We start from the raw sequence: 25,484 nt of genomic DNA, 5'->3' as shown, positions 1-25,484 counted from the left end.
CGGACGCCGGACGGACGCCATCGGACGCCGGGCGCAGCCCATCGGACGCCGGACGGACGCCATCGGACGCCGGGCGCAGCCCATCGGACGCCGGACGGACGCCATCGGACGCCGGGCGCAGCCCATCGGACGCCGGACGGACGTCATCGGGTGCCGTCGGCCGTGAGCTTCTCGAGGGCGGGCACGTCCTTCTCGGTCACGAGCGCGGGTCCGGTGAGGACCGGCTTGCCGCCGCCGATGACATTGCCGTTGGTCTTGTTGAGCCACATTTCGTCGACGGCGAGGTAGCCCTGGAGGTACGGCTGCTGGTCGACGGCGAAGCCGACCTCCTTGGCCTTGAGGCGCTTGACGACCTCGGCGTTGAGGTCGAAGGTGTCGATCTCCGCCGTGCTGCCGGCGCTCTGCCTGGCCTGGACGGAGGCGGCGGCGAACGGCGCGCCGAGAGTGACGACCGCGTCGATGTCCTTCCCGCTCTGCAGCTTCGCCTCGATGGAGGAGGTGGTGGCGGGCATGTTGGTGCCGTCGACGTTGAGGTTCTCGACGGTCCCCTCGAAGGTCTTCTTCACTCCCGCACAGCGGTCCTCGAGCGAGACGTTGCCCTGCTCGTGGATGACGCAGACCGCCTTCTTCCTCCCGCGCTTGTTGAGCTCGTCACCGACGGCCTCGCCGGCCACGGACTCGTCCTGGCCGATGTGGCTGAGCGCGCCGACCTCGGCCGAGAACTGCCCGCCGGAGTTGATGGTGACGACGGGTATCCCGGCGGCGACCGCCTTCTTGACGACGTCCCTGACCGCCTCGGGCTTGGCGAGGGTGACGACAATGCCGTCGACCTTCTGGTCGATGTAGGTCTGGACGAGCTGGGCCTGCTCCTTGCCCTCCTTGTTCGCCGCGTAGAGGAACTCGACGTTGTCCTTCTCCGCCGCGTCCTTGGCGCCGCGCTGGACGATGTCCCAGAAGGTGTCGCCCTCGCCGGAGTGGGTCACCATCGCGATCTTCAGCCGCTCGGTCGTGGCGGGCTTGCCGCCGCCTCCCCCGCCCTCGGGCTTCTCCTCGGAGTCCTTGCCGCCGGAGCTGCTGCATCCGGCCACGGCGAGTGCGAGTGCGGCGAGCAGGACTGCTGCCGTGCGGGGTGTACGCATGGGGTGTCCGCCTTCTCTCCCGGCCGCCCGATTGCGGCTGGGTGAGTTTTTACGTCGGCGGCGCCGACCCGTCAATGCTTTGTCCGAACATTCTTACGCATGCCGGTGCACGGAATACGGACCCTACGGCCTGACGAGGAGCTGGAACTCGAAGGCGTACCGCGAGGCCCGGTAGACGTGCGAGCCGAACTCGACGGCGCGCCCGGTGTCGTCGAAGGTGGTCCGCTGCATGGTCAGCAGCGGCGCGCCCGTCTCCTCGCCCAGCCGCTCGGCCTCGTCGGCGGTCGCGGCACGGGCCCCGACCGACTGGCGGGCGCTGTGCAGCGTGATGCCCGCGGCCCGCATCATGCGGTAGAGCCCGGTGGACTCCAGCTGCTCGCTGTCCAGGGGCAGCAGCCCGGCGGGCAGATGGTTGCGCAGATGGGCCATCGGCTCCGCGTGCGCGTACCGCAGCCGCTCGATCATGTGGACGTCGCTGCCTTCCGGCACCCCGAGCGCGGCGGCGACCTCCGCGGTCGCGGGCTCGACGGTGTTCTGCAGCACGCGGGTCGCCGGGCGCTGGCCGGCCGCCTCGAGGTCGTCGTAGAGGCTGCTCAGCTCCAGCGGCCGCTTGACCTGGCTGTGCACGACCTGGGTGCCCACGCCCCGGCGGCGCACCAGCAGCCCCTTGTCGACGAGTGACTGGATGGCCTGCCGCACGGTCGGCCGGGACAGGCCCAGCCGGCCGGCCAGCTCGATCTCGTTGCCGAGCAGGCTGCCCGGGGTGAGCGTGCCGTGCTCGATGGCCGCCTCCAGCTGCTGGGAGAGCTGGAAATACAGCGGGACGGGGCTGGTGCGGTCCACGCCGAGCTGGAGCGAAACGGTGGCTTCCGTCGTGTCTCTCGTCGCGTCTCTGGGCTGTTTGGGCACGTTGCGAGCGTAGTCGCAGGGTTTGATGACCGGAAGTTGCACGGTTCGATTGTCAGGACAAATGCTTGACAGGGTCGCGGGGCGGACTCCACCTTGGGGCCATGCGCATCGGACTCATCGGAACCGGACGTATCGGCGCCTTTCACGCGGGCGTCCTCAGCCGTCACCGCGAGGTCGGCTCCCTGGTGGTCGCCGACACCGACGCCAAACGGGCGCGTGAGGTCGCGGACCGCATCGGTGCCACCGCGGCCCCCTCCGTCGACGAGGTATTCACCTGGGGCGTCGACGCCGTCGTCATCGCCTCCGCCACCGCCGCCCACGCCGATCTGATCGGCCGGGCGGCCCGCAGCGGACTGCCCGCCTTCTGCGAGAAACCGATCGCCCTCGACCTGCCGGGGACCCTGGGCGCGCTGCGCGAGGTGGACAGCGCGGGCACCGTGCTCCAGCTCGGCTTCATGCGCCGATTCGACGCGGGGTACGGCACGGCCCGAGAGCTGGTGCGCTCGGGACGCCTCGGCCGGCTCCACACCGTACGGGCCATCACGGCGGACCCGGTTCCGCCGCCCGCCGCGTATCTGCCGCTGTCCGGCGGTCTCTACCGCGACTGTCTGGTCCATGACTTCGACATCCTGCGCTGGATCACGGGCCGCGAGATCGTCGACGTGTACGCCACCGGCTCGGACGCGGGGCCCGCGATGTTCCGTGAAGCGGGCGACGTCGACACCGCGGCGGCGGTGCTGACGCTGGACGACGGAGTGCTGGTCTCCGCCATGGCGACGCGCTGCAACGGCGCGGGCTACGACGTCCGCATGGAGCTCTGCGGCGAACTGGACACGGTCGCCGTCGGCCTCGACGACCGTACGCCGATCACCTCCACCGAGCCGCAGGGCCCGCCCCCCGCCGACAAGCCTTGGCCCGGCTTCCTGGAGCGCTTCGCCACGGCGTACGAGGCCGAGCTGGACGCCTTCATCCAGGTCGCCGCCGGTGAACTGGCCAACCCGTGCGACGGCCGTGAGGCGCTGGAGGCGCTGCGTGTGGCCGAGGCCTGCGAAGTGTCGCGGCGGGAGCACAGACCGGTACGAATCGAGGAGATCCCGGGGCTGGACGGCTGAGGGACCCGGCGTCGCAGGAACGTCACCATCTGACGGGCAGGCGGCGGACACCGCGAATGAGCATGCCCGGCAGCCAGTCGAACGGCCCGCCCTCGGGATCGAGGGCGAGGCCGGGGCAGCGCTCCAGCAGGGTCCGGATCGCGATGCCCGTCTCCAGCCGCGCCAGTGGCGCCCCCAGGCAGTAGTGGATGCCGTGCCCGAAGGCGAGAGCCCGCGTGTCCGTCGTCGAACGCCGGACGGACCGGATCGTGGTGGGTGCCCGCTGGTCGAAGACGTCGTCTCTCCGTCAGGCGCCGTGGCCGCGGTCCTCCAGGTAGCGCGTGTGGGTCTGCTGGCGTCGCGCCTCCTGCTCGCGCAGGGCGGACGCCATGGCTTCGGCCTCCGTGTGCAGAAGGCCGAGCTGGCGCTCCAGGTGCCGCTCCGGTGGCTCGCTCCCCGGATTGAGCCGGGTCCACCACCGGGTACGGGTGTAGGTGTCGACCGACTCGGGGATGTCCTGCCGGATCGCGCGGGACAGCGCGTGCACCGCCTCCGGATCGGTGGCGAGCGCGTCGGCGACCCACCCGGGCTCCAGCAGCGCGGCAAGCAGCGCGTCCAGCTCGGTGAGCCGGCCGGCCGCGGCGGGCGGCAGGTCCACCTCCGCGAGGTAGCCCTGCAGCCGCCCGAAGTCGCCGCGCAGAGCATCCAGTTGCTGGGCGGGCTCCGGGAAGCCGGGCGCCTTCGGCCGCTCCGGTGGCGCGATCAGCGCGCCCGCCCCGTACAGCCCGGCGATGACGACGGGCCAGTACGCGCCCGCGACTCCCGCGAACGTCAGCCCGAGCCCGAGCAGCCCGCACGCGCTCCCTGCGAGGTTCTTCCTGGACTCGAGATAGCCGAGCACCCGGCTGCTACTGGTAGCCACGGATCTCCTCGAAGGCGCCTTCCAGCGAGTCCTTCTCCGCGTCGAAGAGCCGCCCGCCGGTGAGCTCGGCGATCCGGTTCAGCTCTCCGCGGTCGGAGTCGCCGAAGAAGATGGGAAAGACGGGCGTGTGCTGCTGCTCGGCCGGCAGCCCCCCGTAGTACGCCTCGAAGTCCTCGGCCGAGGCCCCGGTCGTGTTCTCCCCGTCCGTCATCAGGACCACCGAGGTGAACGCGTCCTCGGAGGACCCCCGGCCCAGGTAGGCGTAGGCGTCCCGCAGACTGCCGAAGATCGCCGTGCCGCCATGCGCCGAGAGCTGCTCCGCGGCCTTGCGGATCGCGTCCCGTCCCGCGTCCGGGTCGGCCGGGTCGAGCGTGTGCGTGAGCTGCCGCTTCACCTGCGAGCCGAACGGCATCAGCGTCACCTCCTCGCGGTCCCGGAAATCTCCGGTCAGCTCCACCAGCGCCGCCTTCAGACCCTCCAGCCGCTCGCCCTCCATCGACCCGGAGGTGTCGAGGACGTACACCGTGCGGGACGGCCGGCGCAGCTTGTTCTCGTACGAGTCCAGAAGCCCGTCCGCGACGGACCGGCTGCCGGGGAAGGGCAGTTCGCGCCGCTGGTCCAGGGCCAGACCGGCCGCCGGCCGTACGGATGTAACGACCGGGCGGCGGAACGTCTTCTCCGTGATCGCCTTCTGCGCCTCGGGCCCGCGCAGGTAGTCGGTGAGCGTCCTGCCGGACTCGCGCGCCTCCTGGGGCGCCGAGGTGAGGAGCGTGAACGGGTAGTCGGCCGTCACGACACCGTCCTGAGGGCGGATCACGGTCAGCTTCGTGGACATCAGCACGGACTCGTAGTTGACGAGCGCGTCCACCGTCCCCCGCCGCTCGTACGCGGAGGCGAGCCAGCCGGAGGAGCCGGAGGTCAGCTTCTGCCCGGCGAAGAACTCCTTCAGCTGCGGGGTCGCCTTGGCCACGTCGGCCTCGGTGAGCGCGGACTGCGCGCCCGAGAGGCCGGAGGCCACCGAGATCAGCGCCGAGAAGCCGGAGTTGGACCGCTCGGGGTCGGTCATTCCGTAGGTCAGGCGTCCGTCCGCGACGGCCTTGTGCAGCTGCGACCAGGTGACGGACTCCGGCTTCCACCCGAGCTGCCGTACCTTCTCGGGCTTGACCCCGATCGCGACCGGCGACGTCATGACGGGCGTCTCGCTGCTGATCCGGCCCGCGCTCTCGGGCCGCAGCCGCAGATAGTCGTTGGACGACAGCCAGATGGCGTCGTACTTCCCGTCCGCCTTCCCCGACGCGACCTGCTCGACGGCATCGAGCGTCCCGGCCCACGTGGGCCGCACGGTGACCCCGGTCGCCTTCGCGGCCGCGTCCAGGACGGGCTTCATGTCGGAGAGCTCGCTGCTCGCGAGAACCCTCAGGGTGCCGGGCCGGTAGGTGGTGTCGGGCTGCTTGTCGGGCGCGTCGCTCCCGCACCCCGCCGTGACCATGACGGCCAGGGCGGTCACGGCGGCCCACACCCCCGTACGCGTACTCGTCCGGATCGTCATGCGAGACCACCGCCTTCCAGCGCGCCCGAACGGCGCGTTCGCTCCAGATGCGTGCTCGCCGCCTGGAGTTCCGCCGTCAGGGACTCGACCGTCGCCGCCATCGACTCCGTCGCCTGGACCTTGTACGTGTCGATCGCGTCGAGGGTCCGGTAGATCTGCTGGAACGCCGTCCGCAGGGTCTCCGCGCCGACCGCCGGGTCGGCGGCGATCCGCTGGATCTCGCCGCTCTGGGTGGCGAGCATCTCCGCGTTGCCCCGGATCAGGTCCTCGGTGGTCGCGCGCAGCGTGTTGACCTGCTCGGTCACCTTGCGCTGGTTCTCCAGCGCGGAGGACAGCATCACGGCGATGCGCAGCGCCGAGACCGTGGTGGTCGCCGCGCGGTCGACGCCCTTGATGAGCTCCTCGTTGTTGCGGCGCACGACGTCCATGGCCAGGTACCCCTGTGCGCACACCGCGAGCTGGGTGAGCAGGTCCTGGTGCTTCTGCCGGACCGGAAAGAGCACGTCGGCGCGCAGGGCGTCCGCCTGGACCGGGTCGGGGGTGGCGGCGATGCGCTGCTCGACGGCGGCGTCGAGGGCGTCGGTGAGGACTGTGTACTCCTGGAGCTTGCCCATCGTCTCCCAGAGCCGGGCCCGCTCGGTGTGCAGCGCGGCGTTGTCGCGGCGCAGTTCGTCCTGGCCGCCGCGCAGGGCGCCCACGATCCTGTTCAGCGTCGTCTGCGACGAGGCGTACCTGGCGACGTGGTCGCGGAACCTGTTCCCGCCCGGCAGCCTGGACAGGAACTTTCGCGCGCCCTTGCCCGGCGCGTCCCGCGGGTCCAGGTCCTCGACCGTGCGCCGCAGTTCGACGAGCGAGGAGGCGACCCGTGACGGGGCGTCCTCACCGCTGCCCGCGAGCGAGCGGACCGTACGGTCCAGCATCCGGTTGGACTGCTGCGCGGCGCTGCGGATCTCGCCCGCGCCGAGCCCCGCGATCTCCCCGATCCGGCCGGCGAACTCGGGGGAACGGGCGTCCAGCCCGGCCAGCGAGCCGACGTACTCATCAGCGCGTCGCGTCATCTCGTCCCGCACGGAGTCGTCCAGCGGTACGAGCCCGGTGGCCTGTTCGGCACGGACCGGGGCGACGGGCTCCGGCGGAGTGAGAACGAGTGCGTCGCCGCTGTTCCCGATGCTCATCTCGGTGCTGTTACCGGTGCTGTTCCCGGTACTTCTCTCGGTCATGTCGGCCCCCCTACGACCGAGCCCGCTGCGCCATCGTGTGCAGCACCTTGGAGGTGGGCACGGGCGCCTGGCGGACTCCGGTCAGCTTCTGGTTGAGATAGTCGGTGTGCGCCGCGGTCGCGGCGGTGAACTCGGCGGCCGCCCCCTGCGGCCGGAATCCGTGCCGTACCGCGAGCTCCCGCAGCCACTTGTCCGTCGCGAGCAGTTCGCCCAGCTCACGACCGCTCTCCGTGAGCGGTACGAGGGTGTGGTCGCTGGAGACGGTGGTGTCCGGGTAGAGCACCACCAGGTCCCCGACGTCCTGCTTCTGCAGCAGCAGTGAGGCGACCTGCGACTCGTACACGAGCACCAGCGGATTGCCGACCCCGCTGATGAAGTCCCGGAACGGCGCGTCGGAGCTGGTCTGCTGTGCACCCTGCACCGAGGTCAGCTTCTTCAGCAGCGGCGCGGTGCGCGCGACCGCGGCGTCGTCCGCCGCGACCTTTCCGCCGTCGGCGACGTACGAGGCCGCGGCCAGATACAGCGCCCCGGAGCTGGAGGCGAGCGGATCGGTACTGCTGATGAACACCGTGCCGCTCAGCTCGGCGTGTCCGGCGGACCCCTTGAGCTGCTGCCAGGTCCGGTCGGCCTTCGCCGCGTCGAGGTACGGACCCATGCGCAGGGTCCCCGTGGCCTTGCCGCTCAGCGTGGCGAGCCCGTTGCCGGCGAGGATCTCGGCGGCCTTGCGGTGGGCGACCACGACGAGGGGCGAGTAGAAGGGCCGCAGCGGCGCGCCCTGGATCTTCGACTTCCCGCGCAGCTCGTCGGCCGGTGCCTTGGAGGCGGGGAAGGCGAAGTCGTAACCGGCCAGGGGAAGTTGCTCCATGTCCCAGGAGCCGGACGTCTCCGTCTTCACGGTGAAGCCCTTGGCAGCCAGGCTCTTCACCACCTCGGGATCGGCGAAGAACTCCGCCTTCTCCGACCCGATCACTCCGCGCACGGTCTTCGTTGCCGTGCCCGTGCCCTGGCTTTCCCGGCCTGCCACGACGGCTACTGCCACACCGCCGATCAGCAGCACCGCCAGGACGATTCCCACGATGCGTCTCACGGGTGCAGCATGCTCACGGAATCGAACATTCCAGGTGGGCTGGGGTGTCGTGGAGGTGAACGGCTCATCCCAGTAAGAAACGGGCCGCGTTGGCCGGTCCCCAGGGGAGCACCGTCTTCATGGTGGTGCGGACGACGGGCCGGAAGCGGAGCTCGGGGTGATCCGCCCTCAGCGCTTCCGGGACCTTGCGTACGCCGGGATCGGGTCGGACCGGAGCACCAGCGCGGCCTACTGCGCCGCGTCCTCGTCCAGCAGCCCCGCGTCGTGCACCAGCAGCGCGATCTGGACACGGTTGTTCAGGCCGAGCTTGGCCAGGATGCGGGAGACGTGCGTCTTCACGGTCGGCACGCTCATGTACAGCGCGGCCGCGATCTGCGCATTCGAGTGGCCCCGGCCGACCGCCACGGCGACCTCGCGTTCCCGCTCGGCCAGTGCGTCGAGCCGGACCCGGGCCCGCCCGGCGCGGTCGTCGGGCGCGGTGGCCGCGACCCGGGTCATCAGCCGGCGGGTGACGGCCGGCGACAGCACCGGGTCCCCCGCCGCGACGCGGCGCACGGCCGCGACGATGTCGGCGGGCGGGGTGTCCTTCAGCACGAACCCCGCCGCCCCGGCCCGCAGCGCGCGCAGGACCTGCTCGTCGGCGTGGAAGGTGGTGAGGACGACGACTTCGGGCGCCTCGGCGCGGGCCCGGAGCCGTTCGGTGGCGGTGAGTCCGTCCACCACGGGCATCCGGATGTCCATCAGGACCACGTCGGGCCGCAACCGGTCGGCGAGCGCGGTGACTTCGGAGCCGTCGGCGGCCTCCCCGACGATCTCGATGTCCTCGGCCCCGCCGAGCATGAAGGTGAGTCCCGCGCGGACGAGGGGATCGTCGTCGACGATGAGCAGCCGGATGGTCATGAGGGCCACGGTAGCCAGGATCGGACCATGAACCCTCCGTCGGCCGTCTTCCCGTGCTCCAGGCTGCCGCCCGCGAGCGTCGCGCGTTCGGTCAAGCCGATCAGGCCCTGGCCGGAACCGGGCACCTCGGTCACCGCGCCTGCCGGGGCCGGGTTGCGCACCTCGACGGTGAGACCGTCCCCGGGGCCCCCGCCCAGGGAGACCGTCACCTCGGCTCCCGGGGCGTGCTTGCGGGCGTTGGTGAGGCCTTCCTGGGCGATGCGGTAGACGGTACGTCCGGTTGCGGCCGGGGTCGCGGCGGGGTCGGCGACGCGGTTGTCGAGGGTGATCCTCATACCCGCGCGCCGGGACTCCTCGACGAGTGCGCCGAGGGTCGCGAGCGTGGGCTGCGGCCGGTCCCCCTCGTCTCCGTCGCCCTCGCCCGGCGCGCGCAGTACGCCGATGATCTCGCGCAGGTCCTGGAGCGCCTCGTGGGCGCTGTCGCGGATGACGCCGGCGGCGCGGGCGATCTCGGCCGGCGGCGCGTCGGGACGGAACTCCAGCCCGCCGGCGTGCACGGAGAGCAGGGTCAGCCGGTGCGCGAGGACGTCGTGCATCTCGCGGGCGATGGCCTCGCGCGCGAGGCGCTGCGCCTGCTGGGCGCGCAGCTCCGCCTCCGCCTCGGCCCGGTGGGCGCGATCGCGGAGGGCCACGACAAGCTGGCGACGGGAGCGTACGAGCATCCCCCAGCCGATCGCCAGCAGCACAAGGACGATCCCGGCGACGATGTTGACCAGTGCGGTGACGTTCGGATCGGGATCGGGCCGCACGAACGCCGTGGCCACCGCGCACACCACCGCGAGGGAACCCAGCACGGCGACCGGACGGAACGGCCGGTGCACGGCCAGGCTGAACAGGCTCACGAGCATCGCGCCGCCCGCGACGGGAACGACGAGGCCGACGGCGATGAGCACGGCGGCGAGCCCCACGGGCCAGCGCCGCCGCAACCACACCGCACAGCAGGCCGCCGCGCCGATCAGCTGGTCGGCGATGACGACGACCTCGGCGTTGCCGGCCTGCTTGCCCGCCTCCGCCGCGAGGAGCCCGATGACGGCAGCGAACAGGAACGCGACGGTGTCCACGACCCAGTCGCGCACGGTCCGACGGGGACGCTCACGACCCCGGTCGCCCGGAAGCTCCGGGTCCGGAGGGCCGGCGATGGCCGACGGCAGCAGCCAGGAGTACTCCGTACGCGTCATATCGACAAATCTACGCAGCTGAGGGGCCCGGCATCGCCGCGCGAGCGTCGACAGCTACCAAAGTCACGCGGTCTCGGACTTTGGACGCAGCGGTGCATGCCGTCGACGGACGCGGCACGTTGTCCGGCGGGGCGACGATCACGGTATGAAGAAGCTTCTGGAGTTCATCGGGATGGCACTGCTCGTCGTGGGCGTCTGCGGGGTGCTGCGCCAGCTGACCGGGGGCTGGTTCGCGCTGATGGGCTTCACCCGGTGGCTCATCGAGCCGATCGGCTTCCTGGAGGGCAGGGAGCTCTATGCGCACATCGTGGTCACGGTGCTCGGCTTCGCGTTCCTGATGATCGCGGACCGGAGCCGCCGCACCTGACCTGTGCGGTCACAACGCCGCGAGCTGGGCCGCGGCACTGGCGATGAGCATGTCGAGCGCCCCCGGATAGGCGCTGATGTTCATCTCCGCGATCAGATGGGGGGCCGCGGGCGCGATATGGGGGTGCGTGTCCGCCGGCAGCCGGGCGTACGTGGCCTGCCATACGGCCTCGTCGGCCCGGCGGGCCGCCTCGGGCAGCGCCAGCGCGGCGGCGTCAAGCGCCGCGAAGGCCAGCGTCTGGTCGATGAAGCAGTGGTAGATACGCACTGCGGCGGGCGTCGGGAAGCCTGCGCGGTGCAGTACTCCCAGGATGATCTCGTCCGAGGCGATCTCATGTGCGCGTCCGGAGACCCGGCTCGCGGTCAGCACCGCCGCCTGGGGATGCGCCAGATAGGCGGCGTGAATGCGCAGCCCCAGGTCCCGCAGGTCCGCCTGCCAGTCCGCCGTGGCCGACCAGCCGCGCAGCGCACGTCCGGTCAGCTCGTCGCCGACCGCCAGCGTCAACTCGTCCATGCCGCGGAAGTAGCGGTAGAGGGTGCTCGGATCCGCCCCCAACGCCGCCCCGAGCCGGCGTGCGGTCAGTCCCTCGCTGCCGTGCTCGCGCAGCATGCGCAGCGCCGTCGTCACGATCAGCTGCTCCGAAAGAACCACACCGGTCTTCGTCGGGCGGCGCCGTCGCCGCTCGGAGTCCGGGACCACCTTCTTGGGCACGGCCTGCCCCTTCGCACGTCGCCGAGCTTATGCCAACACCATTGACGCTATCAGTCCCCGGTGAGTTTCATCGGGGGCCGGGAGTGTCCCCGGGAAGAGGGAAGGACCTCGTTATGCGCATCTTGCTGGTCGGCGCCGGTGGAGTGGGGACAGCCGTCACCCGGATCGCCGCTCGCCGTGGATTCTTCGAGCACATGGTCGTCGCGGACTACGACGTGTCGCGCGCCGAGGCGGCCGTGGCGGCTCTCGCCGCTCCCGGGACGGCGGGCGCGGGCACCGCCCGGCAGGAGGGCCGCTTCGCCGCCACCCGCATCGACGCCTCGGACGAGTCGGCGGTCACGGAACTGCTCGTACGGGAACGCTGTGACGTCCTGCTCAACGCGACCGATCCGCGCTTCGTCATGCCGCTGTTCCGCGCGGCCCTCGCCGCCGGTGCCCACTACCTGGACATGGCGATGTCGCTGTCGCGGCCGCATGCGGAGCGCCCGTACGAGGAGTGCGGGGTCAAGCTCGGGGACGAGCAGTTCCTGCTGGCGGACGCCTGGGAGCAGAGCGGCAGGCTCGCGCTCGTCGGCATGGGCGTGGAGCCCGGGCTCTCCGATGTGTTCGCCCGGTACGCCGCCGACGAACTGTTCGACACCATCGAGGAGATCGGGGTACGTGACGGTGCCGATCTGACCGTGGACGGCTATGACTTCGCCCCCTCGTTCAACATCTGGACCACGATCGAGGAGTGCCTCAATCCGCCGGTGGTCTACGAGAAGGACCGCGGCTGGTTCACGACAGACCCCTTCACCGAGCCGGAGGTCTTCGACTTCCCGGAGGGCATCGGACCGGTCGAGTGCGTCAACGTCGAGCACGAGGAGGTCCTGCTGATCCCCCGCTGGGTCGACGCCGGTCGCGTCACCTTCAAGTACGGGCTCGGCGGCGACTTCATCAACACCCTGCGGGTGCTGCACCAGGTGGGCCTGGACCGGACGGAACCCGTCACGGTGCCCGGGCCCGAGGGGCCGGTGCGCGTGTCGCCCCGCGACGTCGTCGCGGCGTGTCTGCCCGACCCGGCCACACTCGGGGACCGGATGCGCGGCAAGACCTGCGCGGGCACCTGGGTCAAGGGGCGCAAGGACGGCCGGCCGCGGGAGGTGTACCTGTACCACGTGGTCGACAACGAGTGGTCCATGAAGGAGTACGGATCCCAGGCCGTGGTCTGGCAGACCGCCGTCAATCCCGTCGTCGCCCTGGAGCTCGTGGCGACCGGCGCGTGGTCAGAGGCGGGGGTGCTGGGACCGGAGGCCTTCGCACCCAGGCCGTTCCTCGATCTGCTCACGGAATACGGCTCCCCGTGGGGCATGCGGGAGCATGAGCAGCACCTCACGGCCGACAGGAGCTGTCACCGTGTCCGGTGACTCCTCACTCGGGGAGTCCGAACGTGCCGTACTCGGGCCGGCCGGCGGTCCGGTAGGTGTGGATGGCCACGCCCGTACCGGTGGTTGAGGACGAGTCGAGCGTGAGGCGCGTGGGCATCGTTCCGTCGGCGAACAGCCTCAGGCCCGAGCCCAGCACCACGGGGAAGACCAGCAGATGGAACTCGTCGATGAGGTCGTGGGCCATCAGGGACCGGGCGAGCGCACCACTGCCGTGGATCTGGAGCTCGCCGTCGCCGAGCTCCCTCTTGAGCCGGGCCACCTCGTCGGCGACATTGCCGGAGATGATCGTGGAGTTGTTCCAGTCGGCCTTCTCCAGGGTCGTGGAAACCACGTACTTGGGAAGGGAGTTGAGGCGGGAGGCAATCGGATCGTTGTCGTCGGTCACCTGCGGCCAGTAGCCGGAGAAGATCTCGTACGTCCGGCGGCCGAGGAGGAAGGCCCCGACGCGGTCGAAGACCCCGTCGATGAAGGCGCCGAAGTCCTCGTCCGCGAACGGAAAGCTCCAGCCGCCGTGCTCGAAGCCGCCGCGGGTGTCCTCGTTCCGGCCGCCGGGTGCCTGGCAGACGCCGTCGAGCGACAGGAACTGGGTCAGGGTCAGCTTGGCCATGGGGGATTCCTTTCCTCGGTCTACGAGCTCTGACTCCATCCTCGGCCGGAACTCATCGCCGTGTCCGATCGCCGTGTCCGATCGCCGTGTCCGATCGCCGTCCGATGGCTCTGTCCGATCGCCGTGTCCGATCGCCGCCGGTGTCCAGGGCTGCGGCCCGATGTCATGGAAGTCATCACCATTCGCCGATGGACGAGGAGACTTCGATGAACGGCAAGGTGGCCCTGGTGACCGGCGGCAGCCGCGGGATCGGCGCGGCAACCGCGCTCCGGCTGGCCCTGGAGGGAGCGGATGTAGCCATCACGTACGTCCAGGACAAGGAGGCCGCCGACGAGGTCGTGCGCAGGATCGGGGCGACCGGCCGGCGCGGGGTGGCGCTGCGCGCCGACGCGGCGGACGCCGTCGAGGCGGCGGGCGCGGTGGAGCGTGCCGTGGCGGAGCTCGGCCGGCTCGACGTGCTGGTCAACAACGTGGGCGTGGGCCTGCTCGGCCCACTGGAGAGCCTGTCACCCGCGGACGTCGACCATGTGCTCGGCATCAACGTACGCGGCGTCTTCCTCGCCTCGCAGGCGGCTGCCGCGCGCATGGAGAAGGGCGGGCGGATCATCACCATCGGCACGTGCATGACCCGGCGTGTGCCCGGCCCGGGCGGGACTCTCTATGCCATGAGCAAGTCCGCGCTGATCGGCCTGACCAAGGCCCTGGCACGGGAACTGGGCGAGCGCGGCATCACCGCGAACATCGTCCACCCCGGCCCCGTCGACACCTCCATGAACCCGGCCGACGGCCCGTTCGCCCAGGCCCAGAGCGCGCTCACCGCGCTCGGCCGCTTCGGCGACCCCGACGAGGTGGCGTCGCTGGTCGCCTACCTCGCGGGCGGCGAGGCGGCGTACATCACGGGCGCCGAGCTGTCGGTCGACGGCGGCCACGCGGCCTGAACTCAGACCTGTGCGTGGGGCCACGCGGTCCGTGCACGTGCGTGGGGCGCACCGGTGCTGCCGTTCCGGTGCGCCCCGCGCACGGGAGATGTCGTCAGCCACCCAGCTCGCGGTGGCGGGCCGCCAATCGGGCCGCGCCCTGCTCCGTGAGGGAACCGAAGAGGCGGAGGCGGGAGAACCCTCCGTCCGGGAAGATGTCGATGCGCACGTGCGTGCCGACCGCCGGGGTGTCCAGCACGAAGCGGTGGTTGGTGTCGGGCTGCAGACGGGTCCGCGGCTGGAACTCGGTCCACTCACCGTCCTCGCCCTGCTTGACGGACAGGGAGGCCCAGCCCGCCGAGTTGCCCTTGAGGCAGGCGGTGTCGATCTCGACGGCGCGGATCTCGGACTCGGCGACGAGCTGGTAGCGGATCCAGTCGTTGCCCTGGTCGCGGCGGCGGGCGGTCTCCCAGCCGTCGTCCATCTTGCGGGAGCGGCCCGGGTTGATGGTGTTGGCGGGCGGCGAGTAGAAGCGGTTGGACGCGTCCTGGACGGAGCCGCCGTTCTCCAGGGCCACCACGTCGAAGGTGCCGAGCGTGGCGAGCCACTTCGGGTCCGGTACGACCTCGCCGTACACGCGCAGCCGGGCGATGCCGCCGTCGGGGTGCTGGTTGACGCGCAGGTGTGTGAAGCGCTGCTCGGCAGTGACCTCGAAGCCGTTGGCCGCGTGGCCGCCGACGGCGGTGCGCGGGACGACGGTGGTCCACTTCACGCCGTCGGAGAAGAGCTCCTCCGGCGTGGGGGCGCCCTCGACGGACGTGCCCTCGATGGACACGGCCTGCGGCATGTTGCCTCGGAAATGGGCGGTGTCGACGACGATGCCGCGGATCACACCGGGGGCGCCCAGGCGGACGAGCGCCCAGTCGTGGTCGTCGGCGGTCGGCCACGGGTGCTCGGCCGAGACACCGCGGCGGCGGCGGGTCTCCCAGCCGTCCATGATCTTGCCCTTGTGGCCGAAATGCTCGGGGTCGAACTCGGCGGCCTCGGGGACGAGGAGGTTCTCCCGCTGGGCGAAGAACTCGTCGTTGGCGGCGATCACACCGGCGCCGAGCCGACGGTCGGCGAGGTTGGCGTAGCCGGTGAACGGGAAGTCCGCGGTGCGGTAGTCGGCGTACGGGTCGCCGCCCGCGTACGGATTCGCGTTGCCGGTGAAGGACGGTGTCGCCACGGTTTCAGTTGTTCCTTTCGAGCAGCCGGCCGGTCGGCTCGGCGAGGGTGCCGTTCTCCACGATCCGCGTGCCGCGCAGCCATGTCGACCTCACGACGCCGTGGAGGGTCTTTCCGGCGTAGGCCGTGACCTGGTTGCGGTGGTGGAGCTCGGCCGGGTCCACGGTGAAGGTCTCGTCGGGGGCGAGGACGGCGAAGTCGGCGTCGCGGCCGGCCTCGATGGCGCCCTTCTGCGTCAGACCCGCGAGCTCCGCCGGGGCGGACGACATCCAGCGGACGACGTCCTCCAGGGTGTGACCGCGCCGGCGCGCCTCGGTCCAGATGGCCGGGAGGCCCAGCTGGAGCGAGGAGATCCCGCCCCAGGCGGTGGCGAAGTCGGGGGTCTTGAGGTCGGTGGTGCAGGGCGAGTGGTCGGAGACGATGCAGTCGATCGTGCCGTCGGCCAGGCCCGCCCACAGGGCGTCCTGGTTCTCCGCCTCACGGATCGGCGGGCAGCACTTGAACTCGGTGGCCCCGTCCGGGACTTCCTCGGCGGTGAGGGTGAGGAAGTGCGGACAGGACTCGACGGAGATCCGCACACCCTCCGTCTTCGCCGCCGCGAGCAGCGGCAGCGCGTCACCGGACGACAGATGCAGCACGTGCACGCGGGCGTCCAGCCGCCTGGCCTGGGCGATCAGGTTTCCGATCGCGGTGTTCTCCGCGTCGCGCGGGCGGGACGCGAGGAAGTCGGCGTACCTCGGGCCGGGCTGCTGCGGCGCGGCCGCCAGATGGTGCGGGTCCTCGGCGTGCACGATCAGCAGGCCGCCGAAGCCGGCGATCTCGGCCAGGGAGCGGGCGAGCTGCCCCTGGTCGAGCTCGGGGAACTCCTCGACGCCCGACGGGGACAGGAAGCACTTGAAGCCGAAGACGCCGGCGTCGTGCAGGGGCCGCAGATCCTTGGTGTTGTCCGGGATCGCCCCGCCCCAGAAGCCGGTGTCCACGTGCGCCTTGGGCCCGGCCACCTCCTGCTTGGTGCGGAGGTTGTCCACGGTGGTGGTGGGCGGGAGCGAGTTCAGCGGCATGTCGAGCAGCGTGGTGATGCCGCCGGCCGCGGCCGCGCGGGTGGCGGTCCAGAAGCCCTCCCACGCGGTGCGGCCGGGGTCGTTCACATGGACATGGGTGTCGACGAGGCCGGGGAGCACGACGTCGTCACCGACGTCCTCGAGCCGGGCCCCGGCCGGTACCTCGGCGTCGTACGGCAGCACGGCCGCGATCCTTCCGGCGGCGACGGCGACGGACGCGGCGCGCGTCCCCTCTGGGGTGATGACGCGTGTCGAGCGCAGTACCAGGTTGACGTCGTTCACATCACTCACGTCCGGACCGGACACCCGTGCCCCCACTTCCATTCCACAGGGCAGAATTTCAACGAACTGTTGAAGGAATCTTCACTCCGGACCCGGCGTCCGTCAAGACCCTCCCCTGGCGCCACGCGCGCTTGGATGTTTCCATAGAGTGGAAAGCAATTTTCTTTAAGCGGAACACAGCTATCCACAGGGCGGAGCTCAAATGGGCGCAGGCGGCGGCCGTCAACCATGGACAAACGCCTCCTGACCGGCAAAGACTCCTTGCCATGGGGCAGTGCCCCGCCCGCCCCCGCCCGGTAGGCTGGCACCTTGCCCGTCCGCCTGAAAGGACCGTTGACGTGCCGACGTCCAGCGCCAGCAGCGCCCCGGTGTCCACCGAGGCCGCCAAGCCCGCCGCGAGCAGTGGTGGCGTGCAGTCCCTCGAGCGCGCCTTCGATCTGCTCGAGCGGATGGCCGATGCCGGGGGCGAGGTCGGGCTGAGCGAGCTCTCCGCGAGCAGCGGGCTCCCGCTGCCGACCATCCACCGCCTGATGCGCACGCTGGTCGCCTGCGGCTATGTACGCCAGCAGGCGAACCGGCGCTACGCCCTGGGCCCCCGCCTGATCCGCCTCGGCGAGTCCGCGTCCCGGCTGCTCGGCACCTGGGCGCGCCCGTATCTGGCCCGTCTGGTCGAGGAGACCGGCGAGACGGCGAACATGGCGCTACTCGACGGCGACGAGATCGTGTACGTGGCGCAGGTGCCGTCGAAGCACTCGATGCGCATGTTCACCGAGGTCGGCCGCCGGGTCCTGCCGCACTCCACGGGCGTGGGCAAGGCGCTCCTCGCGCACACCCCGCCGGAGGAGGTACGGGCCCTCCTCGCCCGCACCGGCATGCCGGCCGCCACCGAGAAGACGATCACCACTCCCGAGGGCTTCCTCGATGCCCTGGAACAGGTCCGGCGCGCCGGGTACGCGGTGGACGACAACGAGCAGGAGATCGGTGTCCGCTGCCTCGCGGTCTCGGTGCCCAACTCCCCGACGGCCGCGGCGATCTCGATCTCGGGCCCGGCGGGCCGGGTGACCGAGGCGGCGACGGAGAGGATCGTCCCGATCCTCCAGACGGTCGCCAAGGAGCTCTCCGAGGCGCTGGCCAACACATCGGCCCCGCCGCAGGGCTGAGCGACCCCAACGGCCTGACCGCACCCGAGCGCCGGTCCGCTCGATGCCGCGCCGGTCCGCTTCAGGCTTCCTTGCGCGCCACGAGGAGCGCGGCGCGCGGACGCCCGTCCCGCCTGCGGCGCCCCAGCCCTTCGAGCGGAAGCAGTTCCACCGCGAATCCGGCCCGCTCCAGTTCGGGGCGCACTTCCGTGAGCGGGAAGGTGCGGTAGTACATGACGAAGCGCGGCCACCACACGGTGTTGCGGACCCTCATGGCCGCATCGAAGCCGAGCATCGCCCAGTACGGCCACGAGCCGGGGTGCGGCGGCGCGCCGACCGGGAACGCGAAGACGCCGCCGGGCCTGAGCACCGAGTGCACCTGGGCGAAGAGCCCGGGCCGCTCCTTCGGCAGGAAGTGCCCGAACGCCCCGAAACTCACGGCGAGATCGAAGGCGGCCACGAAAGGGAGGGCCCGCGCATCGGCCCGCACCCAGTGGGCCTTCGCCTGCGTGCCGCGTGCCACGTCGAGCATGCCCGCGCTGAAGTCCACGCCGACGACACGTTCCTGGCAGACCTCTCCCAGAGCGCGGGTGCCCGCGCCGGTGCCGCAGCAGATGTCGAGCCCGGCGCGGAACGGCCCGAGCGGCCCGAGCGTGCGGACGACCTCGTCGAGGATCCGCTCGGGCGTGCGGAAGGGGGTCGCGTCGAACTTCGGCGCGAGCAGGTCGTAGCCGTGCTCGACCGAGGAGAGCGCCTGGACGGCGAGCTCGCGGAGAGTGGGGCGCTGGTTGGTGGACATCACTGCTCAGCGTAGCCAGAGGGGGCCGGGCGTGGGCGTGGACTCCGCTCTCCGGTCCGCGTCAGAGGCGCGGCTCTCCGTTCGGGCCGCCGGTCGGCTCGCCGCTGGGCTCACCGCTCGGCTCACCGAAGAGCTCCACGGCGTTCCGTACGTTCGTCAGCCCGGGGGCGAGGGCGCTCACCGAGCCGATCGACCCGGCGATCAGGAGCAGCGAGCGGCGCAGGCGGCGGATCTCCGGCACCCCGGTGACCGCCATCGCGTCCATCGCCGCCAGTTCGTCCTCCGCGATTCCGCGGTCGGTGAACTCGGCCGGGTACCCGGCCAGTTCGCGGCGGAGCCGGGAGACGGCGGAGCGCAGCTCCGCCACCCTCGGGTCCTCACCGCTCCGTGTCACCCGCGTCTGCCCCACGCTCCGCAACAAAGCTCTCCCCCTCGCACGTCCTTGCCCGGCCTTTTGTCCGACCCGCCGGACGGTGGTCAGACGCCTGGGGTCGCGGGCAAGTTAACGCCATTCCGTGCGGAGTCCGCCACTCCGCGGTACGAAATTCAGCTCGACGTGTCGGCTTCCGGGGCCCTGTGCCACCGTCGGGTCGGGGGTGGCGCGGTACTCGGGTCCCCCATGGTGAACTCCGGTAGCGGAACGGCACCCTGTCCGAGGTCGTCGCGGCATCTCGCCACTCGATGAGGTAAGCAGGGTGCATGGCTCACACTTCAGACAAACCGCTGGTCGTCGGTCTCGTTCTGGCGGCGGGCGGCGGGCGGCGGCTGGGCGGCCGGCCCAAGGCCCTGCTGGAGCACCACGGACGCCCCCTGGTGGAGCACGCGGTACGGGTGCTGCGGGCGGGCGGCTGCCGTTCCGTGCACGTCGTGCTGGGCGCTTCGGCGGACGAGGTGCTGCGGAGGGCCGAGCTGGGGAGGTGCGTCGTGACGGTCAACGAGGACTGGGAGGAGGGCATGGGCTCCTCGCTCCGTACCGGCCTCGCGTCGCTGGGATCCGCGGGCGGGAGACCGGACGCGGTCGTGGTCTCACTGGTGGACCAGCCCGGCATCGGCGCGGCGGCCGTCGCCCGGGTGGTGGCGGCGTGCGATGCGCCGTCCGTGCTGGTGTCGGCGTCGTACGACGGGCGGCGCGGCCATCCGGTGCTGTTCGGCTCCACCCGCTGGGAGGCGGTGGCGGAGCGCGCGTCGGGCGACCGCGGAGCCCGGGACTACCTGCGGGAGCACGAGAAGGAGATCACGCTGGTCGAGTGCGGGGACGTGGCCGAGGCGTACGACATCGACACGCCGGAGGATCTGGAGCACCTTGGGTGAAGGGCGTGGCACTGAGCGCCACGATATGTCGAACCGGAGAATCTCGATATCAACAAACCATTGAACTTCCACCATGCGGTAACTACTATCCACTGTTCAGAAGCGCCCGATCCCCCGGACGGCGCCGACGACCGCACTTCGGAGCTCTGGCACTGAGTGCCACATTCACGCCCCCGCGGCCGCCAGGCACTGCCCGTGAAGCTCGCTGAAGGAAGTGACAGCTCATGTCCGCACCAGCGCCGTCGCCGCTGGCCATCGTCGATGCCCAGCCGCTGCCCCGGCAGGAGGAGGTGCTGACCGACGCGGCACTCGCCTTCGTCGCCGAGCTGCACCGGCGGTTCACGCCCCGGCGCGACGAGCTCCTCGCCCGCCGCGCGGAGCGCCGCGCCGAGATCGCCCGCACCAGCACCCTCGACTTCCTTCCGGAGACCGCACAGATCCGTGAGGACGAGAGCTGGAAGGTCGCGCCGGCCCCGGCCGCGCTGAACGACCGCCGCGTCGAGATCACCGGCCCGACCGACCGCAAGATGACCATCAACGCCCTGAACTCGGGCGCGAAGGTCTGGCTCGCCGACTTCGAGGACGCCTCCGCCCCCACATGGGAGAACGTGGTCATCGGCCAGCTCAATCTGATCGACGCCTACGAGCGCCGCATCGACTACACCGACGACCGCACGGGCAAGTCGTACGCCCTCCGGCCGGCGGAGGAACTCGCCACGGTCGTCATGCGCCCCCGCGGCTGGCACCTCGAGGAGCGCCACCTCCGCCTCGGCGGCCGCCCCGTCCCCGGTGCCCTGGTCGACTTCGGCCTGTACTTCTTCCACAACGCGAAGCGTCTGATCGACCTGGGCAAGGGCCCGTACTTCTACCTCCCGAAGACCGAGTCGCACCTGGAAGCCCGCCTCTGGAACGACGTCTTCGTCTTCGCCCAGGACTACGTCGGCATCCCGCAGGGCACCGTCCGCGCGACCGTCCTGATCGAGACGATCACTGCGGCGTACGAGATGGAGGAGATCCTCTACGAGCTCCGCGACCACGCCGCAGGGCTGAACGCCGGCCGCTGGGACTACCTCTTCTCGATCGTCAAGAACTTCCGTGACGCCGGCAGCAGGTTCGTCCTCCCGGACCGCAACGCGGTGACGATGACGGCCCCGTTCATGCGTGCCTACACCGAACTCCTGGTCCGCACCTGCCACAAGCGCGGCGCGCACGCCATCGGCGGCATGGCGGCCTTCATCCCGTCCCGGCGCGACGCGGAGGTCAACAAGGTCGCCTTCGAGAAGGTCAAGGCCGACAAGGACCGTGAGGCGGCGGACGGCTTCGACGGCTCCTGGGTCGCCCACCCCGACCTGGTCCCGATCGCCATGGCTTCGTTCGACGCGGTGCTGGGCGACAAGCCCAACCAGAAGGACCGCCTCCGCGAGGACGTCTCGGTGGCTGCGGGCGACCTGATCGCCATCGACTCCCTCGACGCCAGGCCGACGTACGAGGGCCTGCGCAACGCCGTCCAGGTCGGCATCCGCTACATCGAGGCGTGGCTGCGCGGTCTCGGCGCAGTCGCCATCTTCAACCTGATGGAGGACGCGGCCACCGCGGAGATCTCCCGCTCCCAGATCTGGCAGTGGATCAACGCGGGCGTTGAATTCGAGCACGCCGGAAAGACCGAGACGGCCACCCCGGAGCTGGCCCGCAAGGTCGCCGCCGAGGAACTCACGGCGATCCGCGAGGAGATCGGCGAGGAGGCCTTCACGGCCGGCAAGTGGCAGCAGGCCCACGACCTGCTGCTGCACGTCTCGCTGGACGAGGACTACGCGGACTTCCTGACCCTGCCCGCGTACGAGCAGTTGGTCGGCTGACCCCTCCTCCTCGCAGCTTCGCCACCGACGCCGCCCCCGGTACCGCACAGCACCGGGGGCGGCGGCAGTCCTACGAGGTGTCGGCGATCCAGATCGCCAGGTTCAGGGCCGCGGCGAAGGCGACCCAGCAGAGGCAGGGGACGAGCAGCAGCGCCGCCGGACGGTTCAGGCGGCCGAAGGCGACCACGGTGGCCGCCAGGGCCACGAGGAGCAGGCAGATGTCGGCGAAGGCGAGCCCGTACTGGCGCGCCGCGAAGAACAGCGGGCTCCAGGCCAGGTTGAACGCGAGCTGCAGCGACCACCACACCATCGCCGCCCGGTTCTCGGGCCGGGGCCTGCGCAGCACCAGCCACGCGGAGACGGCGATCGTGGCGTAGAGCACGCTCCACACCGGGGCGAACAGCCGGGCGGGCGGCGCCCAGTCCGGCCGGTCGAGCAGGGTGTAGAGGTCTCCGGCCCCGGCCGACGCGACGGCCCCGAGGCCGGCCACCGCGTAGCAGACGGCGAGCAGGGCGACGAGAAGGAGCGGCCCGCGCGCCACCGGCCGGGCCGGAGAAGGGTCAGATGCGGTTCGGGACACGGCCTCGCTCCCGTGGGGCTTCCACCAGGGACTTTCACCGGTACATGTGCCCGCCCGGCGCGTACGGACACCTCCCCCGGGCCGGCTCGGGGTGGTCCGGGACGGCCCGGGAACAACCCGAGCTGGTTGACGGTTCACCCATACGTGGCCGCGGAGGGGACAGTGTCCCCGGGCCTCACCTATTGCCCATGGGGACGATCGTTCGGCTGAAGCCCCATGGAGCCTTTCGCCGAGAGGCGACCACCCTCCGCGACCCCATATACGACCCCGGCCGGTCCCCCCACAGGTCGGGGTCCCTTCTGTCCGCTTACGGTCACCGCCGCCGAGGCGAAATGCCGCCGTCGACCGGCTTGTGCGCCTCGTGGAAATCTCGGGCCCGCCCGGTGGCGGGAATCCGTGAACCGGCGTCGGGTCAGCGCACCGCTCCGACCCGCCCAGGACCGCCCTCCAGCTTGCGCTGCCGGTACAGCTCCGCGATGTCCGCAGCCAGGCAGTCGCGGATGTCCTTGCCCGTGCGCCGCCAGCCGAAGAACTCACACGCCTGCTTGATCAGCTCTTCCTCGGACATGCCCGGGCACTCCGCTGCGAGCTCACAGAGGGCCAGATACCGCTCCGCCGGCGCGATGTACGTGACCTTGCGCGGGACCTCCCCCTCGTCGGGACACCGGGCCTTCAGCCCTTCCGCCCGCTCCGCCACATCGAAGAAGGAACCCTCGGAGGTGACGAGACCCGCGCGGACCAGAGCCTGCGCCACTTCCCTCACGTTGTCGCGGATGCGGTTCCCGGCTCGGCCCAGGCCCCAGATTTCACGGGCGCGCTGGACCAGCGGGTCCTCGTGGATGGGGCCCTCAGCCTCGATGATCTGCGCCAGGGCCTTGCGCAACGCGGGGCGGGCCTCCGGCGTGTGGAGCTCGTGCCGCACAGCGACCCAGACCGCAGCCATCCGGTACCGGGCGCTCCACTCTCGCTCCACCTCGGTGTCGACCGGCACCCGCTGGAACTCGGCCTCGCCCCGTCCTCCCTCCGCTCGCGGGGCCGGAACCGTCAGCGCGTGCCCGCCCGGGCCGGCGGTCGATCCAGCCGCCGAAGCCGGGCCGCCCCCGGCCGAACCGCCCGACACCACAGCCGCCTGTGCCCCCGGCGCCGATGCCGCCAACGGTCCCTGGGCGACAGCCTGCTCGACCGCCTCCCTCAGCCGCAGCTCCGCAGCCGCACGGCCCCGGTACCAGTCGGTGCCCCAGATCCGGTACAGCCTCCAGCCCAGGCCCACGAGCACCTGCTCGCGCAGTCTGTCGCGGTCACGAGCGGCCTTCGAGGAGTGGTACATGGCGCCATCGCATTCGATGCCGAGGGCGTAGGCACCGGGGAGCTCGGGGTGGCGGAGGCCCAAGTCGATGCGGTAACCGGCGACGCCGACCTGCGGCTGGACCCGGTAGCCCCAGCCGCGCAGGACCGCAAGGACGGACTCCTCGAACGGGCTGTCCGGCTCCGCGTCGGACTGGACGACGTCGCGCGCGAGGACGGACGGCCCGTTCTCGGCGTACTCGAGATAGCGCTTGAGGTACTGGACGCTCTCGTTCGGGCTGTCGGCCAGTCCCGAGCCGCGGAAGGAGGCCACGACCTCCATGCGGTATCGGGAACGGGTAATCGCCACGTTGAGCCGGCGCCAGCCACCACCCTTGTTGATCGGACCGAAGTTCAGTCCGAGCTTGCCGTTCTCGTCAGGGCCGTAGCCGACGGACATGATCATCACGTCGCGCTCGTCGCCCTGCACCGATTCGAGGTTCTTGACGAAGAAGCCGTCGAGCCGGTCCTCGGTGAAACAGTGGTCGAGGTCGGGGCGGGACAGCCGTGCCTGCTGCACGGCTTCGTCGATGGCGGAGGCCTGCGCCTGGGAAAGGGCGACGACGCCGAGGGTCTTGGCGGGCCGGGTGTCGAAGTGGTGGATGACCCGTTCGGCGACGAAGGCCGCTTCGGCCCGGTTGTCGCGGCGGCCTCCCCTGTCGTAGACACCGCCGGCCTTGAGGAACGCGACACCGACGTCGTTGCCCTCGTCCAGGGCGCCGGGGAAGGTCACCATCGAGTTCTCGTAGAACTCGCGGTTGCTGAAGGTGATCAGGTTCTCGTGGCGGCTGCGGTAGTGCCAGCGCAGGGGCAGCTCACGCATCGCGCCGGCCTTGCAGGCGTGCAACAGCGACTCGAACGAGTCGGGCACGTCCTCCGCGTACTCGTCCGCGTCGTCGTCGACGGAGGAGTCGAAGAACGAAGTGGGCGGCAGCTGCTTGTCGTCCCCGGCGACGATGAGAGTGCGCCCACGGTAGATGCAGTTGATGGCGTCGCTGGGCCGTACCTGGGATGCCTCGTCGAACACGACCACGTCGAAGTGGTAGTCGGCAGGGAGGAATTGACTGACGGTCAGCGGGCTCATCATGAAACACGGTTTGATCGACTGCACGACCTCGCGGGTCTTGCCGAGCAGTTCGCGAACCGGCAGGTGTCGGGTCTTCTTCTCCGCCTCCCGCTTGATCACGGCGCCGCTGCCGCTGTCGAAGCGTCGCGGCCGTCGCGTGTTGCACGCCTCGATCACCGCGCCGCCCGCTGCGGCGACGAGGCGGCGGTCAGCTTCCTTGAAGTCGGCGACGCGCGCGTCGAGGTCGTCGGAGCGTGTGCTGCGCAGTCGGTTGTCGGTGGAAAGGATCCCGTCGGCCCAGGAACGGAGCATCGCCTGCTCGACGATGTCCGGCAGCTGCGTCCGGTCGACCGCCCGCTCGGCCGCGTTCACGACCAGGTCGTCGGCGCCGTGGCGGGCGAGTACGGCGAGGCCGCCCCGGTACGCGTGCCATTCCTCGGGTCCGTGCGGGTCTGCGAGCAGCAGGTCGACCACCTGCTGGGCCTGGTCGAACGTGCCGAGCAGAGAGGGGGAGAGACGGGTTCGGCGGTCTGCGTCGAAGAGTTCGAGCAGCGCGGTCACGGAGCGGGACCAGCGCTCGGCCCGGCCTACCGCGATCGCGCACCAGATGCTGAGGGAACGCCTTACGTTCTCGGCCAGCAGGCGCGGCAGCGGATCGGTGTCTGTCCGCCGCGCGCGACCCGGAGTCGGACGAGAAGCGGCCCAGGCCCCTGCTGCACATCGAGGCGCATCTGT

General features: G+C 71.1%; 23 protein-coding genes and 1 pseudogene. 7 read left to right on the top strand and 17 right to left on the bottom strand.

Translation table 11 applies throughout. The annotated features are described in order from the left end of the window. Positions 1 to 143: 143 nt before the first annotated feature. Both ABT078_RS01475 and ABT078_RS01470 read right to left on the bottom strand, forming a co-directional pair. The gene (locus ABT078_RS01475) at positions 144 to 1,139 is read right to left on the bottom strand and encodes a sugar ABC transporter substrate-binding protein (RefSeq protein WP_351222568.1); all 996 of its coding nucleotides are present in this window, start codon (positions 1,137 to 1,139) and stop codon (positions 144 to 146) included. Between the two features lie 123 nt (positions 1,140 to 1,262). After that, positions 1,263 to 1,982, bottom strand: a complete 720-nt coding sequence (locus ABT078_RS01470; protein ID WP_351222921.1) for a GntR family transcriptional regulator — start codon at positions 1,980 to 1,982, stop codon at positions 1,263 to 1,265. A 167-nt stretch (positions 1,983 to 2,149) separates the two neighbouring features. Between ABT078_RS01470 and ABT078_RS01465 the strand changes: the two genes are divergently transcribed. Beyond that, the gene (locus ABT078_RS01465) at positions 2,150 to 3,160 is read left to right on the top strand and encodes a Gfo/Idh/MocA family protein (protein ID WP_351222566.1); all 1,011 of its coding nucleotides are present in this window, start codon (positions 2,150 to 2,152) and stop codon (positions 3,158 to 3,160) included. 22 nt (positions 3,161 to 3,182) lie between these two features. Here ABT078_RS01465 and ABT078_RS01460 read toward each other — a convergent pair. From ABT078_RS01460 to ABT078_RS01430, 7 genes and pseudogenes are all read right to left on the bottom strand, one after another. Continuing rightward, positions 3,183 to 3,368, bottom strand: a pseudogene (locus ABT078_RS01460) (cytochrome P450); the annotation flags it as partial. Between the two features lie 78 nt (positions 3,369 to 3,446). Further along, complete coding sequence (locus ABT078_RS01455; RefSeq protein WP_351222564.1) at positions 3,447 to 4,061, bottom strand: hypothetical protein; 615 nt, start codon at positions 4,059 to 4,061, stop codon at positions 3,447 to 3,449. Next, positions 4,048 to 5,610, bottom strand: coding sequence for a substrate-binding and vWA domain-containing protein (locus tag ABT078_RS01450; protein ID WP_502981127.1), 1,563 nt, complete (start codon positions 5,608 to 5,610; stop codon positions 4,048 to 4,050). Before ABT078_RS01450 ends, ABT078_RS01455 begins: the two co-directional genes overlap by 14 nt. After that, positions 5,607 to 6,785, bottom strand: coding sequence for a toxic anion resistance protein (locus ABT078_RS01445; protein WP_351222917.1), 1,179 nt, complete (start codon positions 6,783 to 6,785; stop codon positions 5,607 to 5,609). The genes ABT078_RS01450 and ABT078_RS01445 overlap by 4 nt, the downstream gene beginning before the upstream one ends. 55 nt (positions 6,786 to 6,840) lie before the next feature. Continuing rightward, positions 6,841 to 7,917 (bottom strand): hypothetical protein, encoded by a 1,077-nt coding sequence (locus ABT078_RS01440; protein WP_351222562.1) that lies wholly within the window; start codon positions 7,915 to 7,917, stop codon positions 6,841 to 6,843. 228 nt (positions 7,918 to 8,145) lie between these two features. Then, positions 8,146 to 8,817, bottom strand: a complete 672-nt coding sequence (locus ABT078_RS01435; RefSeq protein WP_351222560.1) for a response regulator — start codon at positions 8,815 to 8,817, stop codon at positions 8,146 to 8,148. After that, positions 8,814 to 10,055, bottom strand: coding sequence for a sensor histidine kinase (locus ABT078_RS01430; protein WP_351222558.1), 1,242 nt, complete (start codon positions 10,053 to 10,055; stop codon positions 8,814 to 8,816). The genes ABT078_RS01435 and ABT078_RS01430 overlap by 4 nt, the downstream gene beginning before the upstream one ends. A gap of 145 nt (positions 10,056 to 10,200) precedes the next feature. Between ABT078_RS01430 and ABT078_RS01425 the strand changes: the two genes are divergently transcribed. After that, a complete protein-coding gene (locus ABT078_RS01425) occupies positions 10,201 to 10,422 on the top strand; it encodes a hypothetical protein (RefSeq protein WP_351222556.1) in 222 nt (73 codons plus the stop codon). Positions 10,423 to 10,431: 9 nt separating this feature from the next. Here the strand turns inward: ABT078_RS01425 and ABT078_RS01420 are convergent, their stop codons facing one another. Then, positions 10,432 to 11,133 (bottom strand): TetR/AcrR family transcriptional regulator, encoded by a 702-nt coding sequence (locus ABT078_RS01420; protein WP_351222554.1) that lies wholly within the window; start codon positions 11,131 to 11,133, stop codon positions 10,432 to 10,434. A 113-nt stretch (positions 11,134 to 11,246) separates the two neighbouring features. Between ABT078_RS01420 and ABT078_RS01415 the strand changes: the two genes are divergently transcribed. Then, on the top strand, positions 11,247 to 12,539 hold the full coding sequence (locus ABT078_RS01415; RefSeq protein ID WP_351222552.1) for a saccharopine dehydrogenase family protein: 1,293 nt from the start codon (positions 11,247 to 11,249) through the stop codon (positions 12,537 to 12,539). A gap of 4 nt (positions 12,540 to 12,543) precedes the next feature. On the opposite strand, the gene ABT078_RS01410 is transcribed toward ABT078_RS01415, so the two are convergent. Then, entirely contained in the window at positions 12,544 to 13,167 is a 624-nt protein-coding gene (locus ABT078_RS01410) for a dihydrofolate reductase family protein (protein WP_351222550.1), read from the bottom strand. 188 nt (positions 13,168 to 13,355) lie between these two features. On the opposite strand from ABT078_RS01410, the gene ABT078_RS01405 reads away from it, so the two are divergent. After that, a complete protein-coding gene (locus ABT078_RS01405; protein ID WP_351222548.1) occupies positions 13,356 to 14,105 on the top strand; it encodes an SDR family oxidoreductase in 750 nt (249 codons plus the stop codon). Between the two features lie 94 nt (positions 14,106 to 14,199). Here ABT078_RS01405 and alc read toward each other — a convergent pair whose 3' ends face one another. Together alc and allB are read right to left on the bottom strand one after the other, a co-directional pair. Next, positions 14,200 to 15,312, bottom strand: a complete 1,113-nt coding sequence (gene alc, locus ABT078_RS01400) for an allantoicase (protein WP_351222546.1) — start codon at positions 15,310 to 15,312, stop codon at positions 14,200 to 14,202. 4 nt (positions 15,313 to 15,316) lie between these two features. Then, entirely contained in the window at positions 15,317 to 16,696 is a 1,380-nt protein-coding gene (gene allB, locus ABT078_RS01395; RefSeq protein ID WP_351222544.1) for an allantoinase AllB, read from the bottom strand. Between the two features lie 296 nt (positions 16,697 to 16,992). Here allB and ABT078_RS01390 point away from each other — a divergent pair, with 296 nt between their 5' ends. Continuing rightward, positions 16,993 to 17,814, top strand: coding sequence for an IclR family transcriptional regulator (locus ABT078_RS01390; RefSeq protein ID WP_351222542.1), 822 nt, complete (start codon positions 16,993 to 16,995; stop codon positions 17,812 to 17,814). A 61-nt stretch (positions 17,815 to 17,875) separates the two neighbouring features. On the opposite strand, the gene ABT078_RS01385 is transcribed toward ABT078_RS01390, so the two are convergent. Both ABT078_RS01385 and ABT078_RS01380 read right to left on the bottom strand, forming a co-directional pair. Next, positions 17,876 to 18,592, bottom strand: coding sequence for a class I SAM-dependent methyltransferase (locus tag ABT078_RS01385; protein WP_351222540.1), 717 nt, complete (start codon positions 18,590 to 18,592; stop codon positions 17,876 to 17,878). Positions 18,593 to 18,653: 61 nt separating this feature from the next. After that, positions 18,654 to 19,013 (bottom strand): DUF5955 family protein, encoded by a 360-nt coding sequence (locus ABT078_RS01380; RefSeq protein ID WP_351222538.1) that lies wholly within the window; start codon positions 19,011 to 19,013, stop codon positions 18,654 to 18,656. 278 nt (positions 19,014 to 19,291) lie between these two features. On the opposite strand from ABT078_RS01380, the gene ABT078_RS01375 reads away from it, so the two are divergent. Together ABT078_RS01375 and aceB are read left to right on the top strand one after the other, a co-directional pair. Next, positions 19,292 to 19,903 carry a nucleotidyltransferase family protein gene (locus tag ABT078_RS01375; RefSeq protein WP_351222536.1) on the top strand — a complete coding sequence of 204 codons (612 nt, stop codon included), beginning with the start codon at positions 19,292 to 19,294 and terminating at the stop codon, positions 19,901 to 19,903. A gap of 224 nt (positions 19,904 to 20,127) precedes the next feature. Continuing rightward, positions 20,128 to 21,759 (top strand): malate synthase A, encoded by a 1,632-nt coding sequence (aceB, locus tag ABT078_RS01370; RefSeq protein WP_351222534.1) that lies wholly within the window; start codon positions 20,128 to 20,130, stop codon positions 21,757 to 21,759. 70 nt (positions 21,760 to 21,829) lie between these two features. On the opposite strand, the gene ABT078_RS01365 is transcribed toward aceB, so the two are convergent. Together ABT078_RS01365 and ABT078_RS01360 are read right to left on the bottom strand one after the other, a co-directional pair. Further along, the gene (locus ABT078_RS01365) at positions 21,830 to 22,339 is read right to left on the bottom strand and encodes a TspO/MBR family protein (protein WP_351222532.1); all 510 of its coding nucleotides are present in this window, start codon (positions 22,337 to 22,339) and stop codon (positions 21,830 to 21,832) included. Positions 22,340 to 22,751: 412 nt separating this feature from the next. Then, positions 22,752 to 25,310 carry a DUF3320 domain-containing protein gene (locus tag ABT078_RS01360; RefSeq protein ID WP_351222530.1) on the bottom strand — a complete coding sequence of 853 codons (2,559 nt, stop codon included), beginning with the start codon at positions 25,308 to 25,310 and terminating at the stop codon, positions 22,752 to 22,754. Between the last annotated feature and the right edge of the window lie 174 nt (positions 25,311 to 25,484).

The sequence above is a fragment of the Streptomyces sp. NPDC002133 genome, from assembly GCF_040296405.1.
Lineage (GTDB): Bacteria > Actinomycetota > Actinomycetes > Streptomycetales > Streptomycetaceae > Streptomyces.
The sequence above is the reverse complement of the archived record's forward strand: the minus strand, read 5'-3'. Positions and strand labels throughout refer to the sequence as shown.

Bases quoted from the DNA above. Each gene is read 5' to 3' on its own strand.
- ABT078_RS01475 (WP_351222568.1), bottom strand. From the start codon at position 1,139: ATGCGTACACCCCGCACGGCAGCAGTCCTGCTCGCCGCACTCGCACTC.
- ABT078_RS01465 (WP_351222566.1), top strand. From the start codon at position 2,150: ATGCGCATCGGACTCATCGGAACCGGACGTATCGGCGCCTTTCACGCG.
- ABT078_RS01450 (WP_502981127.1), bottom strand. From the start codon at position 5,610: ATGACGATCCGGACGAGTACGCGTACGGGGGTGTGGGCCGCCGTGACC.
- ABT078_RS01445 (WP_351222917.1), bottom strand. From the start codon at position 6,785: ATGAGCATCGGGAACAGCGGCGACGCACTCGTTCTCACTCCGCCGGAG.
- ABT078_RS01435 (WP_351222560.1), bottom strand. From the start codon at position 8,817: ATGACCATCCGGCTGCTCATCGTCGACGACGATCCCCTCGTCCGCGCG.
- ABT078_RS01430 (WP_351222558.1), bottom strand. From the start codon at position 10,055: ATGACGCGTACGGAGTACTCCTGGCTGCTGCCGTCGGCCATCGCCGGC.
- ABT078_RS01425 (WP_351222556.1), top strand. From the start codon at position 10,201: ATGAAGAAGCTTCTGGAGTTCATCGGGATGGCACTGCTCGTCGTGGGC.
- ABT078_RS01415 (WP_351222552.1), top strand. From the start codon at position 11,247: ATGCGCATCTTGCTGGTCGGCGCCGGTGGAGTGGGGACAGCCGTCACC.
- ABT078_RS01410 (WP_351222550.1), bottom strand. From the start codon at position 13,167: ATGGCCAAGCTGACCCTGACCCAGTTCCTGTCGCTCGACGGCGTCTGC.
- ABT078_RS01405 (WP_351222548.1), top strand. From the start codon at position 13,356: ATGGACGAGGAGACTTCGATGAACGGCAAGGTGGCCCTGGTGACCGGC.
- allB (WP_351222544.1), bottom strand. From the start codon at position 16,696: ATGGAAGTGGGGGCACGGGTGTCCGGTCCGGACGTGAGTGATGTGAAC.
- ABT078_RS01385 (WP_351222540.1), bottom strand. From the start codon at position 18,592: ATGTCCACCAACCAGCGCCCCACTCTCCGCGAGCTCGCCGTCCAGGCG.
- ABT078_RS01375 (WP_351222536.1), top strand. From the start codon at position 19,292: ATGGCTCACACTTCAGACAAACCGCTGGTCGTCGGTCTCGTTCTGGCG.
- aceB (WP_351222534.1), top strand. From the start codon at position 20,128: ATGTCCGCACCAGCGCCGTCGCCGCTGGCCATCGTCGATGCCCAGCCG.